This is a genomic window from Bradyrhizobium sp. SUTN9-2, assembly GCF_003122645.1.
Taxonomy (GTDB): domain Bacteria; phylum Pseudomonadota; class Alphaproteobacteria; order Rhizobiales; family Xanthobacteraceae; genus Bradyrhizobium; species Bradyrhizobium yuanmingense.
On sequence record NZ_LAXE01000001.1, the window covers coordinates 2,452,660 to 2,466,973 of the forward strand.

10 protein-coding genes and 1 pseudogene are annotated in these 14,314 nt (G+C 60.4%); 5 read left to right on the forward strand and 6 right to left on the reverse strand.

The annotated features are described in order from the left end of the window. Positions 1-959 (reverse strand): annotated as a pseudogene (locus XF30_RS11325) (IS481 family transposase). 1,064 nt (positions 960-2,023) lie between these two features. Between XF30_RS11325 and XF30_RS11330 the strand changes: the two are divergent. Then, positions 2,024-4,402: an NEL-type E3 ubiquitin ligase domain-containing protein gene (locus tag XF30_RS11330; RefSeq protein ID WP_109142729.1), complete on the forward strand. Its 2,379-nt coding sequence runs from the start codon at positions 2,024-2,026 to the stop codon at positions 4,400-4,402. 60 nt (positions 4,403-4,462) lie between these two features. Here the strand turns inward: XF30_RS11330 and XF30_RS11335 are convergent, their stop codons facing one another. The 3 genes from XF30_RS11335 to XF30_RS11350 form a co-directional block, all read right to left on the reverse strand. Then, the gene (locus XF30_RS11335; protein ID WP_109142730.1) at positions 4,463-4,990 is read right to left on the reverse strand and encodes a GNAT family N-acetyltransferase; all 528 of its coding nucleotides are present in this window, start codon (positions 4,988-4,990) and stop codon (positions 4,463-4,465) included. Beyond that, positions 4,978-5,295: a type II toxin-antitoxin system TacA family antitoxin gene (locus tag XF30_RS11340; protein ID WP_109142731.1), complete on the reverse strand. Its 318-nt coding sequence runs from the start codon at positions 5,293-5,295 to the stop codon at positions 4,978-4,980. The genes XF30_RS11335 and XF30_RS11340 overlap by 13 nt, the downstream gene beginning before the upstream one ends. Positions 5,296-5,632: 337 nt before the next feature. Beyond that, positions 5,633-6,136 (reverse strand): winged helix-turn-helix domain-containing protein, encoded by a 504-nt coding sequence (locus tag XF30_RS11350; protein ID WP_109142733.1) that lies wholly within the window; start codon positions 6,134-6,136, stop codon positions 5,633-5,635. A gap of 308 nt (positions 6,137-6,444) precedes the next feature. On the opposite strand from XF30_RS11350, the gene XF30_RS11355 reads away from it, so the two are divergent. Beyond that, positions 6,445-7,332, forward strand: coding sequence for an IS1 family transposase (locus XF30_RS11355; protein WP_109142734.1), 888 nt, complete (start codon positions 6,445-6,447; stop codon positions 7,330-7,332). A gap of 106 nt (positions 7,333-7,438) precedes the next feature. Here the strand turns inward: XF30_RS11355 and XF30_RS40090 are convergent, their stop codons facing one another. Both XF30_RS40090 and XF30_RS39785 read right to left on the reverse strand, forming a co-directional pair. After that, complete coding sequence (locus XF30_RS40090) at positions 7,439-7,945, reverse strand: GSU2403 family nucleotidyltransferase fold protein (RefSeq protein WP_158284351.1); 507 nt, start codon at positions 7,943-7,945, stop codon at positions 7,439-7,441. 7 nt (positions 7,946-7,952) lie between these two features. Then, positions 7,953-8,363, reverse strand: a complete 411-nt coding sequence (locus tag XF30_RS39785) for a GSU2403 family nucleotidyltransferase fold protein (protein ID WP_109142736.1) — start codon at positions 8,361-8,363, stop codon at positions 7,953-7,955. A 346-nt stretch (positions 8,364-8,709) separates the two neighbouring features. Here XF30_RS39785 and XF30_RS11370 point away from each other — a divergent pair, with 346 nt between their 5' ends. Genes XF30_RS11370 through XF30_RS11380 form a run of 3 tightly spaced genes read left to right on the forward strand, consistent with a single transcriptional unit; the run spans position 8,710 to position 14,313 of the window. After that, on the forward strand, positions 8,710-10,248 hold the full coding sequence (locus XF30_RS11370) for a Wadjet anti-phage system protein JetA family protein (protein ID WP_244608919.1): 1,539 nt from the start codon (positions 8,710-8,712) through the stop codon (positions 10,246-10,248). Beyond that, positions 10,211-10,879: a DUF4194 domain-containing protein gene (locus XF30_RS11375; RefSeq protein ID WP_244608920.1), complete on the forward strand. Its 669-nt coding sequence runs from the start codon at positions 10,211-10,213 to the stop codon at positions 10,877-10,879. Before XF30_RS11370 ends, XF30_RS11375 begins: the two co-directional genes overlap by 38 nt. Then, entirely contained in the window at positions 10,876-14,313 is a 3,438-nt protein-coding gene (locus tag XF30_RS11380) for an SbcC/MukB-like Walker B domain-containing protein (RefSeq protein WP_109142739.1), read from the forward strand. The genes XF30_RS11375 and XF30_RS11380 overlap by 4 nt, the downstream gene beginning before the upstream one ends. Position 14,314: the final 1 nt, after the last annotated feature.

Below are 14,314 nucleotides of genomic sequence, written 5' to 3' on the forward strand. Positions count from 1 at the left end.
CTAGATGTGGAGTCTCAAGAGGTTGTCCTCGGTTAGACCGAGCCTGCTGATCGGCGTTTGAGATCTTATCCCGCCGTGGGGGCGATGCCAGTTGTATCGATGGAGCCAACGGGGCAACTCCTCGGCGCGGCGGTCGGAGGTGGGATAGGCTTGCGCATAGGCCCACTCCCTGAGCGCGGTCTGGATGAAGCGTTCGGCCTTGCCATTGGTTTTGGGCGTATAAGGCCTGGTTCGCTTGTGCTTGAGGCCGAGCTCCTGGCAGGCGTCGCGGAAGTCGAAGGCTTTGTAACAACTGCCGTTATCGGTCATGACCCGGGTGACGGTGACGCCGAGGCCTTTGTAATAATCAATGGCCGCTTTGAGGAAGGCTACGGCGCTCTCGGCTTTTTCATCGGGCAAGATCTGGGAGAAGGCGACGCGGGAGTGATCGTCAATGCAGACGTGGACGAATTCCCAGCCGACCCCCTCGGTTGTTGCTCTGACCGGTGCGATCGCCGGTGATGCGGTGGCCGATCTTGTCGAAGCGGCCGAGCTTTTTGATGTCGATGTGGATCATCTCGCCCGGCGTTTCGCGCTCATAGCGGCGCACCGGCTCGGCCGGCTCCAGGTCGCGTATCCGGTTCAGCCCCAAACGACGCAGAATGCGGCTCACAGTGGCCGTCGATATCTTGAGTTCGACCGCGATCTGCTTGCCGGTGTGGCGCTGGCGCCGCAAGACCTCAACAGCGGTGCATGTGGCAAGGCTCTGTTTGGCTCGGCAGTGAATGAGGTCGTGACGAGCGGTCGCGCAAGCCATCAACGCCTTCCATGCGGAAACGGCCGACCCATTTGGCAACCGTTTTCGGCGTCGTATTGAACTGGCGCGCCGCGGCTGCTTTGGACAGGCCGAAATCCACGACGGAACGAACCATCGCCTCTCGACCTTTCGGTGTCAGGGGAGCATTCTTGTGGGTGTCCATTCGGTTCTCCGCGAATCGCTGTGGTTTGGCGACTTCAGAGTTCCCGGTCAGGGCCGAATGGACAACCTCCTGAAAGACCACAGCTAGAGCGCCTAAAGCAAGCGGAGCCAGCGCCGGAAGGCGCGGCAGCCCCATCGCCCTAGGAATAGACGCATGTCGAGACAAAGCCGAGCCCGCTGCTTCAACGCCGGAAGACGTGGCTGCACATCTGCTCTCAAGGCCGGGGGGACGTGCCCGACGATGTTCCGCACAAGGATACGATCATCGCACTCAAGGCGCTGCTCGAAGACGACGACTAGGATTTCACCCAGTAACTACCGGTCTTCCGCAAGGTGCTTATGTAGCTTGGCGCGGCGCGCAAATCGCAAGATGTCTGCTCCCAGCACGTAATTCGTAACTGGCGCGCGAAGCTGCAAACGGCGGTTGATCGCAAGGCCATGATGCGTGCCGAGCCATTAAGGAGACAAACTCGGCAAGCCGCCGCGCCTCATGTTGGTCGTTGTCTCCAAACTCTTGCCAAATCCTTGTCTAGAAATGCTTGGCCCGCTCGCATTGCGAATCGCGCAGTGGTCATTGGAAGCGTACCAGCCCCAGCAGGGTCAAAGTGCGAGTCTTGAATTTCTACCTTCGTCAAAGATGCCGCTTAGGTCATGGCTCTCGCTTCGGGGCAATTTGCCGCTCTGTGACAAAGTCGCGCCGGACCGGAGAAGGTCGCTAGCAAGGCGGTGTCGGAAGATATGGACCACGCAGCGGCTGACATATGATCTTACGTTCAGTGGACCAGATTAACCGACATTGCGATGCTTGCAGCATGAATTTTCCCGCGCCCACAAGCGCGGACGTTCTTGAGAGGCTCAGAAATCAGCTTCTCGAAACGCCGACATGGTCCGCGCTCGGCATGTCGAACTGCGGTACGGGCGGAGCGCTAAGCCTCCCACGGAGACCTTACAGGGGCGGTTACAATCATTCTGATTCCTCGTCAGCTTCTTGAAAGCTAAGCGTCGTAGCGAGAGCGTGTTTATCCAGGTCCGACGTTAGCTGCTCAGATTGGTCAGGAGAATCGGATGGATCCGTTCAAGCGCGTCCACCCGTTCGAGGCCCCAGATGTCGAGCGGGCGAACGAGGACGAGCTCGAACAGCAGCAGGAGTACCAAGCGGGCTTTCAGCAGCACCTGAACGAGTTGCATCCGCACGAGCGCCCGCCCACCAATTCAAATAGCCTTGGCGACCGCAACGCTGTGTCGGACAAAGATGCGGATTTTTGGAGAATGCCGCACGAGGATCGCGTCGGACAAGGCACCTCGCAATTGCCCTCGGATTCGCCCGTCTTCTCTCGCCAAGGGGGCAATCAAGATCTGCTTTTTCCGGCGGCGGATCGGGTTGGCCAGTTCCCAGCCGACAGTTTCAGTCTGACGGATAGTTGGCACGGCGTGGATGCAGCTGCGGATTGGCCGACGCAAAGTTTCGATCAGGAGGAGCATTGGTGGGCGGAGCCCGGTGATGTGGTGCCTGTGTGGCCAACGACCCCGGCAATTCCTTGGCACCACAATTTCGGAGCATCAATCCTCGGCCGACAGCCCCGGCCGGACGATGGCAGTACGACGGACCTTGAAGATCCCCTCATCAGGCAATCGCGGCTCGACCCCATCTTGGACACCTGGGCCGGCGAGGAGGGGCAGACGGAAGACGAAAACCGCCAAGAGGCCGTAGGACGAATTAAAGCCTGGACAGACGCCGGCGACGTCTATGCAGGGCTGGAGCTGCATGATCTGGGCCTAACGACACTGCCCGCCGCCCTTCCGCCCGGGCTCCAGTCGCTCAACGTCAGCGGCAACAAGCTGGTGCGCCTGCCTGACACCCTCCCATCCGGACTCCGGACGCTTGGCGCCAGCAACAACCGGTTAACCGACCTGCCCGACACCCTCCCGCCCGGGCTCCAGTCTCTCGCCATCGGCAGCAACCAGCTGACCGGGCTGCCCGAAACGCTTCCGGAGAGCCTTTCGAGACTCGCCGTCTGCAACAATCGGCTGACCAGCCTGCCAGACAACCTGCCGGCCGGGCTCCAGGACCTCGATGTCCGCGGCAACCTGTTGACCCGCCTGCCCGACACCCTACCGACCGGACTTCAGTCGCTTGCCCTCGGTAGCAACCGGTTGACCAGTCTACCCCACACTCTCCCGCCCGAGCTCAAAGAACTCGAAGCCGACGGCAACCGGCTGACCAGCCTGCCCGACACTCTCCCGCCCGAGCTCCTGTTGCTCTTCGCCCGCGATAACCTCCTGAACAGCCTGCCCGAGACCCTCCCGAGTGAGCTTCAGAGACTCCACATCAGCGGCAACAGCCTGTCGAGCTTGCCCGAGAACCTCCCGGCCGAGCTCCAGATGCTCGAGGCACGCAACAATCGGTTGACCAGCCTGCCGGAGACCCTGCTAACCCGGCTAGGTTCTGGGTGCATGGTTTATGTGGAGGATAATGCGCTGCCCGAGCAGGTGCGGACGAATTTGGCGGCAGCCCTGAATGCGCCGAGCTATGTCGGGCCGCGGGTCTTCTTTTCAATGGATGTAGGAACGCTAGTGGACCAGGAACGGCCGCTCGCCGATGCAGTCGCGGACTGGTTGAAGGACGAGCCGGAGGTGATCGCTGCCTGGCAGAACTTCGCCCACGAAGAGGGTGCCCCGGAATACGCGCTCTTCCTCGACAAGCTGCAGAAGACTGTGAACTATGACAATCCCGAATTCCGAGAGGCGGTGGCCGAGGATCTACGGCAGGCGGCGATCAGGCCGGAATTGCGGCGGCAGTTTTTTGAGTTGGCCTACGGGGCGAGCGAGACCTGCCAGGATCGCGTCACCCTCACCTGGAACGGCATGCAGACCGCACGTCTGAACGCTGATGTCGAGGACGGAGTCTATGACGATCGGCTTGGCGAACTCATACAGCAGGCGCGGGTCCTGTTCCGCCTGAATGCGCTCGAGCCAATCGCCCGTCAGAAGGTCGACTCGCTCGGGTTTGTCGATGAGATCGAGGTCTATCTTGCCTATCAGGTCAAGCTGCGTGAGCGGCTGGACCTGCAGCTCATCGCTCCGGACATGCGATTCTTTGATGTCGCCCACGTCAATGAAGACGACCTCACCGCAGCCGAGATCCAGGTGCGCAATGAGGAGGCGGCGGGGTTCGCCGACTATCTGGCAACTCGCTGGCAACCCTGGGAGATGGTGGTGAGGCGGATCGCCCCACAAGCTCATGCACAGATGGAGGGCCGGCTCAGGCAGGCGATGGACGAGGAGTTTCCGAGCCGCCTTCAGCAACGGCTCGCCGACTATCAGCTAACCGGAGATAGCGATGCCGAGGCGCAATTCGGCGCCCAGATCGGCGAGGAGATCGCCCGCGAGATCAAAGGCCCTGTGATGCGCCAAGTGCTTCGGGACCGCGGGCTTGAGCTGTGAAGCGGCCATCCAATTGCGAGGAACGTCAATTTGGTACTGGGTCAGTTTGATTGTGACGCGTTAGAGCGCGTCGATTGCCGTTTCGATAGGGAGGAAAAACGTTCGGGACCCAATCGGACTTTCTATGAATTCCGCTTCTTTCCAAAAAGCGGCAGCCTTCTCATCGATCGCGTGCACCAGGATGGCGCGAATGCCGATCGTTTCAGATGCGTGAACGATTTGGTGGAGGGCATGTTGAAGCAGGTCTTGGCCAAGCCCCTTACCCTTGTAGGTAAGGTCTCGCGCCAAGCGGCCAATTATGGCTACAGGTACAGGGTTTGGGAGGCCGTGCCTTTTCATGGGAGGCTTGGGAATTGCAGCCCTCTCAACACTCCCAGAGGCGATGCAGTAATAGCCTACGACCGAATTGCCCTCGCAAACAACATAGGTGCGAGCAGTCTTACCCTCGCTGTCGAGGGCACGATTCTTCAGCCAATCGGTCAGGGCTTCATTACCGCAATCAAAGCGGCTGAAGTCATGCGTTGGCTTGAGAAGCGTGGGGGAGGTTATTCCCGCACGCTTCCCCGGATGTTCGATTACTTCTGCCAAAGCGGCTTACGCTTCATCAGTGCCTTCAACTTGGTCCCGGCCGGAGGCGGGTTATCAAGCGCGTTCAAGAAGGCGTCGTGCTTCTCTGGATCAAGGACAAATAACCTTTGGTCCAAAAGCACATCGATGGCATGTTGCCGCGCGCTATCCAGCATGAATTCGCTAAGCGTCTTGCCGACAGCCACAGCGGCGGTATCGATCAGATGCTTTACCTGTGCGGTAGCGCGAATGTGGATATTGGTTTCGCTCCGGATGCGGCGCGACCTTACTCGCGCCGCAGGGCGCTCTAGTACTGCTGCTTCCATTGCGGTTACTCCTAACTGTCTCTCTAGGCACCTTATATTGCATTCGTACACACAACGTCAACACGGTTCGAATGGTTCCGAAGATAAACTATTCAAAAAGGGGCCGAAACAAGATATAAGTGCTTCATGGATCAGCCGAAACGCCCACGTGACCCCAACCAACTCGCCAAGTCGATTATCGATACTGCGACTGGCGAAGCGCCCGATAACGGTCCAGAAACCCAAAATGAAAAAGACCCCGCTGCGGTTGAGCGGGGCCGTAAGGGTGGTTTAGCGGGCGGGAAGGCTCGGGCTGCCAAAATGAGCGCTGCCGAGCGAAAAGCCTCTGCGCTTAAGGCTAGTCGAGCACGTTGGGCGGATCGACGATAATAGATTCCGAGAAGTCACCTTTAGCCGGCTCAGACTTGGAATCCTTGTCCTTCTTCCACGTGCGGCCGGGGTGCCATTCCTTGAGCCCCCAAGTTCCGCGCTCTACGCGAACAATATCCCCAACCTCCTTGAACCGGCGGGTCAGGACAGCCCCCACGGTGTTCAATGGATCGACAGACGTTAGGACCATCCCCCCGGCCTTCAGCTCCGCTAGGATTTCCGTGTTTGTCATCTTCTTCTTGCGGATGCCCAAGAGCTTCTTGGTGGCCTCGGAGATCGACATTCCGTGGAATGCACCATCGCCGATAACGGCCTCCTGCGGGCGCTGTGGACCGACCTTGGCGGCAGCCTGAGAACCTCCGGCGCGGACCGACTCAATGGCTTGAATAGCTTGGTCAATTTGATCCCGCTTAGCCTTGAGATCAGCCAAGACAATAGCGTATGGATCGAAATCCTTTGATTCCGTTGACATTTTTATTGTCCTCCCCGGGAGGCTATGCTATACGGAATGAGCGAACGGGGATGGCTCGTTCCGAGCGGACATTAGGGGCAACCGCCCCCTCTGCTTTTTTGACCGCCATCTTCTAACGCAACCTCCGCTCTCTTTGGCCTACCAGCCGGGTTGAGGACAAACGCCGCAGTCTGCCGAGACTGCGGCGTTTTTCTTGTCACACGAATCTAGCGGATGGTCAACCAGTTCCTAGCGGCGTGTTAGGAACGGAACGGGAAACTGCAAATTTGTGTTGATGGCCTGACCCATTCTCACGCATAAGGGTCAGTATGAATAAGTTGAACAAAGACGATCGGGCGAAGATTTTGCAGTTGCTTTGCGAGGGCATGGCAATTCGCGCGATCTCACGGGTAACTGGGGCAAGCAAGAACACCATTGCTAAGCTGCTGGTAGACGCAGGTCGCGCCAGCGCCGCCTATCAGGATCGGGTTCTGCGCAACCTGCCGTGCAAGCTCGTCCAGGTCGATGAAATCTGGAGCTTCGTCTACGCCAAGCACATGAACGTGCCGAAGGCGAAGTCCGCCCCAGCGGACGCTGGCGACGTTTGGGCGTGGACGGCCATAGATGCCGAAACCAAGCTGCTGGCGGGCTTCTACGTATCGGACCGCAGTTATGGTGCAGCTCGCGAGTTTATTGACGATTTGAAGGGTAGGTTGGCAAACCGCATCCAGCTAACCAGCGACGGCCACAAGGCCTACCTGCAAGCCGTCGTGAATGCGTTCGGCAACGACATCGACTATTCGATCCTCGTCAAAAAATACGGCCAAGAGCCGGGGAAATCGCCGGAACGGCGCTACAGCCCCGCCGTCTGTATCGGTATTGAAAAAAACCCGATCATCGGCAACCCCGACATGAAGCACATCAGCACTTCCTATGTGGAGAGGGCCAACCTCACTATGCCAATGAGCATGCGCCGCTTCACTCGCCTGACCAACGGCTCCTCAAAGAAGATCGAAAACCACGCGTGCGCCATCGCACTTCACGCGATGCACTACAATTTTGTGCGCGTTCATTCGACACACAAGATGACGCCCGCCATTGCCGCTGGCGTCACAGATCGGGCGTGGAAGATGATCGACTTGGTGGAAATGATCGAATCATTTGAGGCGCGGGAAATCCTGCGCCATCGCGAGCAGCTGCTGTCACAATCAAACTGACCCAGTACCGTCAATTTTCCTTCCACCCGACCTTCGCTACGTCCTGCTGCTTTCGGATGCCGGCACGCTGAATGGGGCATTTGTTGAAAATGCTCGGCCGGCAGATCTACGGGCATGGCAGCGCTCTATCTCCCCGAAAGATGAACGCGGGCGCGCGGACGAGATGCCCCGTCTTCCGAGCCGCGGCTCGCGAGAAGGTCGGTCGTGTTTCGGAACGAGCCGAAAAAAACCGAACAGGGGGGCGTCGGGTGGTGTGAGATCCAGCCATTTGTGGGAATCGGGGATTTCGTGCTGGAGCCCGTAGTCGAAATCTTGGAGAATCTCGTGCTGTCGACCATCTGGTGATCGGCAATATCCGGCCGCCGTGACGCATAATGCCAACGCCGAGCCGTCGTCGCCATCTGGCTCCGCGTTCCCATGCTTCCATCCACGCAAACCCCAGGTCGCCGCTACGCTTGACAGCCTCGAGTGCTTGAATGAGTGCGCCAGCCTGATTAATGTCCTTCTTGGCCTTCTCCGCAAAAAAGGCGTTCCGTTTGATGGCGATGATCAAGTTTTGGATGGCGTAGCGCTCTGGCGCTGTCACAAGAACCGACACGCCAGAGTTGTGCAAGACAGAATCAGTAATCCAGGTACTGCAACTCCTGCGCCCCCACGGACGGCCTCAATGAAGGCAGCTGCGTTAATGAGGAATAGTCCTCATCACCACGGTTTGGCGTAAGGAATTCGACCTTAGAGCCGGTTGCATTGGCAAAACCGCTGAACGGCTTGGATGCATCGAAGGAGAACGATGACGCGAATGTCGGATCTAGCTTTTTCAGGATCTGTTCGATGTCTGGCATGCTTTCATCGATCGAGATCGAGATGCCGTAGAATTTCGCGATGTCCATATCCTCGGTGGTCACGAGTTCGTCCGGCAGCCTGACGCCGAGGACGCCGCTGTATGTCTGATAGGCCATCGAACCGACGAGCGTGGCACGAAGCCGGAAGAGTTTCGCGCGCGCGAGTTCGCTGACGACAAGACCTTCCATGTGGGGAGGGGCAGGGTAGCTGGCCCGCCTCAACTTCGCTGCCAGCTCGCGACGCGCGCGATAGTCAATCTTGGTACGTTGGAAAGCCTCGGCCCGTTCGGCTATCTGGTAACAGAAATAAGTTCAATAACTTGCAGGTTAATTGTTCCGATTCTCCCTGGGGGCCAAGCGCCCGATGCGACTTTGGAGCCTCGACACCACTCGCACCGAAAGCTATATCAGAACATACTAAGAACCATTCTTTTGGTTGTACTATTGACGTCCATTCTCAGCCAAACTGTCCGGCACATCATGAGTTTGGGGGCACCCCGAGGGATGAAGTCGGTCCAGGGAGCGTTCATTGACCTTGTTCCGCCATCTGCACGACGACGCCTTTCTGGCTTTTTCGCGCGACCACAAGCACCTGTACGCGGCGTGTCTGCTCGATGTTCACGAGCGCTTCTTTTCGGGCGCGCCGGCATTCCCGACCCCGCAGCAGGTGGTGCACGCCATCTACGACGTCATGCGTGCCAATCCCACGTTGTGGAGCGAGACTGATGATTTCGGCAACCTGCCGGAAATGATTTCGGCCGGGCGCCGCCGCATTCGCAAGGCCGATGTCGCGCTCACCTCCGAGAAGGGCGAAAAGGCGCTTGGCTTGGCACGGCAGCTCTATGCCCGGCTTCTCGCCTGGGGCTGGCTCGAGGAGGAGGAATATGGCCTGCGCGTCACCGTGGACATGGCGATGGGACCTCTTCTGGTCATCCAGCGGTTGGCGAGCCTCAACAAAGATCTGTCGCAGCGCTTCGGGGGGCTGATCGTCCAGATACGCCTTAATCTCGAAGCGGTTGAGAAGCTTACGCCCGAGGTCACCGACCGCAAACAGCGTGAAGCCGCGCTCGCAGTCCGAGAGGCTCGCAACCAAGCAGACCAATTCACCAAGAGCTTGCGCGCCATTCTCGCCGACCTCAAGCGCATCCGGCAAACGGTGATGGAATCGAAGACCATCGGCAGCCGGCTTGAGGCCTTCTTCGAGGAGTTCGTCGACCAGCTCTTGCTCAAGGACTTCGAGTCCATCCTGACCGTCAATCATCCTTACCGGTTCCGCGACGCCATCGTCGACCTCGCGCGCAGAATTTCCTACACGCCGGCCACCATGCAGGTGCTGGCCGAGGAGTACGTCGCCGCCAGCATGGCGTCCGACGTGGAAGACGGCCACACGGCGGCGGCCGACGACCTGCTGGCCATCGAGAACATCTTCGAACAGATCGGTGAGATGTTCGATCGGATCGAGACCTTCCGGCGGCAATTGGAGGCCCGCGTCCGCAATACCATCAAGTACGCGGAGCGCGGCGCACAAGGTCTGGTGGGCCGCGCCGGCGAGCTCGTCCGTCGTCTCGACGCTCTGTTGCGAGACGGACGTCATGAGCGCGCTACCGTCGAGTGGAACGTCGAACCGCTTCGTTCTCCCTGGTCGGAACACCACCAGGCACCGAGCCGCCAGCCGCGCCGGCCAGTTGAAGCGAGGGAGCTTTCGGCGCCGCCTTCGGATCCGCTTTATGAACTGAGGAAGCAACTCCGGCTCGAATACATCGCGCGCATCGCGCCGCGGCCGGAGGACGTCCGAACGTTTCTCGAGGGGCAGGTCCCGCCGTTCGGAACGAAGGAGGCGCGCTTCTTCGAAATCGGGACCGTCGACGACTTCCTCGCGTTCGACTGCGCTCGCCGGTACGCCCTGACGGGCGAAGTGCCGCCGCAGATCGCCGGAAACTTCGAACTCGAACCATCGCCCGACACGCCGCCGCACGACAGCGAATGGCTGCGATGCGCGAATTTCGTGATCCGTCGTCGCGGTCTTGGCAGCGGTCTTGGCAGCGGTTTTGGCAAGGGAGCGGCGCATGCTTAGCGAATTCGACAACATCGAGCGCTCGGCCGGCGCCGACAAGGCGGCCGACCTACGCAAGGCGCTCCATTTCCTGCTGCGCCGACAATTCGTGTTCGCGGGCGACTCCCGGACCGGCATCGTCTACAATTCGATCATGGATGGGCGCTTCCGCGACGCCATCGACGGCTTCTTCGATACTTGCGGATACCGCGTTCACCGCGATCCGGAGGCGCAGTGGGCGGGCATCGTTGCCGTGGACGAAGACGTGCCGCTGCCGCGGATGAAATTGGACGAAACAATCGTGATGCTCGTCCTCGCCGCCTACTGGCAGCAGGAGATCAACGCAGGCGCGATGGAAGACCGTGCGGTCGTGGTCGCCACTCTTAATGACCTGTTCGACCGCTATCGGGAGATAGTGCAGCCCAACGGCGGCAGCGCCATCTCGAGTCTGCGTTTCCGCGACATTCTCAAGGAGGCAGCACAACGCAGCCTGGTCGAGATCGGCGACTTCGACAACGAGCAGCAGGACTGCGAGGTCCGTATCCGGCCCATGATCAAGCTGATCAGCGGTGGCGATGCCCTGCTGCGGCTGGAACGTTATGTCCGCAGCGAGGAGGTCCGCTATCCGCGGGACGCCGGAGATCGGGCATGATGGAATTGCGGCACCTTGCCATGGTGAACTGGCACTTGTTTGACGTCGCCGACATCGCAGTCGCCGGCCACATCGGCGTGCTCGGCGAAAACCGGTCTGGCAAGTCGACCATCCTGGACATGGCCCAGGTCGTTCTGACCGGCGGCAACCGGCGCTTCCTGCGTCTGAACGCAGTCGCCGGCGACAGCGGAAAGTCCCGCAGCGGGTCTAAGCGCAGCGTCGTCGACTATTGCCTCGGTACGCTCGGCGAGGACCAGCGCCGCCGGGACGAGGCTCGAACCTACATCTCGCTCGGATTCGAGGATACCGACGGGGACCGGCCTCCGGTCACGATCGGCATGGCTCTCGAGGCGCGTAAATCCGACAGCAAGGAGACCGTGCTCGCGCTCTTCGTCGCCGTCGGTGCGGTCTTGACCGCGAAAGACTTCATCGAGTGCAAGGGCGCGCAGCAGTTCCCGGCGCAGTGGGAAGACGTGCGTGCGCGTATCGTGTCGGCGGTCGGCGAGGTGAACTTCGTCAATCACCGGGACCGGGCTGGAGACTACGTGCGCGAATACATGCGCCATCTGGTGCCGCATGCGCCCTGGGGCGAGCAGAACGCCAGCGCTTTACAGAAGTCGATCGTGAACGCGATGACGCTGGACCACAATCAGACCGCCACCCAGTTCGTCCGGGACTACATCCTCGAAGATAGCCGCATCGGCATTAAGGAGCTGCGCGAGTCCATCCAGACCTACCGGAATATCAGCGAGACGATCCGCAAGATGCGGGAGAAGCTCGACGCGCTGAAGGCGCTGCGGGTGATCCTGGCGAGTCTCGAAGAGACGCTGGAGACCAGATTCCGCGAGGAGTGGATCTCCAAGCGCGCCAACTGGCTTGCGGCTAGAGCCACTAATCGCGATCTGAGGATCAGGCTGCGCGATGAGTCGGCGCAGCGCGCTGCCGCGAGCGCTGAGCTCGCCGACATCGACGAGGACGTCAAGGCCATCGACAATGAGATCGATCGTCTCACGACGGCAATTGCCGAACATGACGCCAAGACGGGCCGGAAGGAACTGTCGCAAACCGCCGCGGTGGCCGAGCAGGCCGCGCAGCGTGCCCTCTCCGAGTTCAGGAGCCGGGTTGAAAGCATCCGGCGGCTTCGTCCGCTGCTTGCGATGTACGGCTCCGGATTCGACGCGTTCATTCCAGTCGTCGAGAGGCTCGTCGGCGAAATCAAAGCTGCGGAAATCGGCGCCGTGTCCGACGAGCTCTCGGCGGCCGAGCAGGCGTTCGTGTCGTCCGCTCAGGCATGGTCGGCCAAGGTCGACGAGGCGAGGCAGGCGATCATGGCCGAAGCGTCTCGGCTGCGCTCGCAGCGCGGCGAACTGCTCGAACGCATCCGACAGCACGACTGCGGAGGTGCGCGCGCACACCTTGAACCGGATACCGAACGGCTGTGCCTTAGGCTCCGCCAAAAGGGCATGGCGCCGCGGGTGCTCTGCGAACTGATCGAGGTCGCGGATCCTGAATGGGCGGGAGCCGCCGAGGCACTCCTCGGCCGCGACAGGGATGCGGTGTTCGTCGACAGGCCGGACATCGGTGCGGCGACCTCGATCTTCAAGGAGGGACGCCGCGAGTTTCGGCACACCTCGCTGGTCAGCCTAAACAAGCTGGAGCAGTTCAGGGCCAAGCCGGATCGCGGAACGTTTCCGTCGATCTTCCGTACGGATGATCCTGACGCGTTGTCGTTCATCATGCGGCGCTACGGCTCCGTGCGTCTGGCCGATACGCTCGAACAGTTCAACAAGCCGGGCAGGGCCATCATGAAGGACGGCCTCTACGATGACGGCCTGGTGCGGACCCACCGTTCGATCGATCCCTCGCAGCACAAGATCGGCAAAGTGGCCCAGGCGAACGCGCTGAGAGCGCTGCAGGACCAAGCGGATGCGCTTGAGGACGCCCTCGCGCAGAAGGCGAGGGAGGCTGAGGCGGCCGATGGCGCATTCGTGGCCCTGAAATCCCTTTGCGCCGAGGGGAGAGCCGGTCTGAGAGACTGCGCGGTAGCCTTCTCCGCCGCGCAGGCCGAGAAGATCGATGCGCAGGCAAGACTGTCGGCGCTGGACGGCGCCGGCGATGGCGGGCTTCGCGCAAAGAAGAAGGCACAGCTCGACCTGAAGGAGCGCCGCCGCATCGAGCGGGAAACGCAGCAGAAGGCTTTCAACAAGCACAACGGTGAGGTGCGGCTGATCGAGGGCAAGCTCGGCGACGGCGAGAATGTGCCCGGCTCCGAGCTCAACTTGAGGGTCGCCCGCTCGATCTTCCTCAAGAGCCAGCCGCTCTATGCCGCGAGCAAAGGGCGCGCGGCGTACCGGTCTCGCCTCGATGGGCGCGCGCAGAAGAGCGAAGCAGAGAAGCATCGTTCGATCGCCGAGAAGGCGCTGAAGGATGTGGAGGCGTCGGATGTGGATCGCAAACGCATCGAGCGCCAGGTGCGGGAATTCCTGGACGGATACTTCGAAGGATTCGGCACGAGCTCCCAAGTCGGCATCGAAAGCGAACCCCTCAAGGAGGTAAAGCCCTGGATGGAGCAGTTGATCGAAGACATCGAGTCCAACGAGCTACGCAGGTACGAACGTCAGGCGCGCGAGGCCGCCGAGAAGGCTTCGACGCTACTCCGCGGAGAATTCATCAATGCGCTGACATCCCGGATCGGAAAGATGGAACGGGACCTGCAGTCGCTCAACCGTAGCCTCCAGACCCATCCCTTCCACAACGAGCGCTATTCGTTCCATCGCACTCAGGTCGTGGAATTCCAACCGATCCTCAAGATCATCGAGATCGGCAAGACCTCTCCGGAGGCGCTGGACATGCTCTTTCGGGGCGACGTGCCCGACGACTTCCCGCACAAAGACACGATCAAGGCGCTTGAAGCTTTGCTCGAGGATCCCGAGAAGGACTTCACCCAGTTTGAGGATTACCGGAATTTCTACACCTTCGAGATCCACATGGAGGACGTGGCGACCGGTCGCGCGACGCGTTGGGAGCAACGTCGTGGGACCGGCTCCGGCGCCGAGCAGCAGGTGCCGATCTACGTCGCCATCGGGGCTTCGCTCGCCGCAGTCTACGGCAGTGCCGAGCGGCGCGCCGGCAAACCGTCCGGCTTCGCGCTCGCGATGTTCGACGAGGCGTTCTCCAAGATGGATGGCCGAAATCAACGCCAGATGATGGCGTTCTACAAGAAGCTCGGCCTGCAGTTCGTGATCGCGGCGCCGTTCGAAAAGCGGGTGGCTGTGCTGGAGCACATGGACACGATCGTTGAAGTCGATCGGATCGGCGAGCAGTCGAGGGCGACCGTGGTTTCGCTGAAGGAAAAGGCCAAACGCGAACTCATGGCGATCGATCCTGACCTCATGTCCGACCAGGATCTCGCCGCGCGGCTTGCTGCCGAGTAAT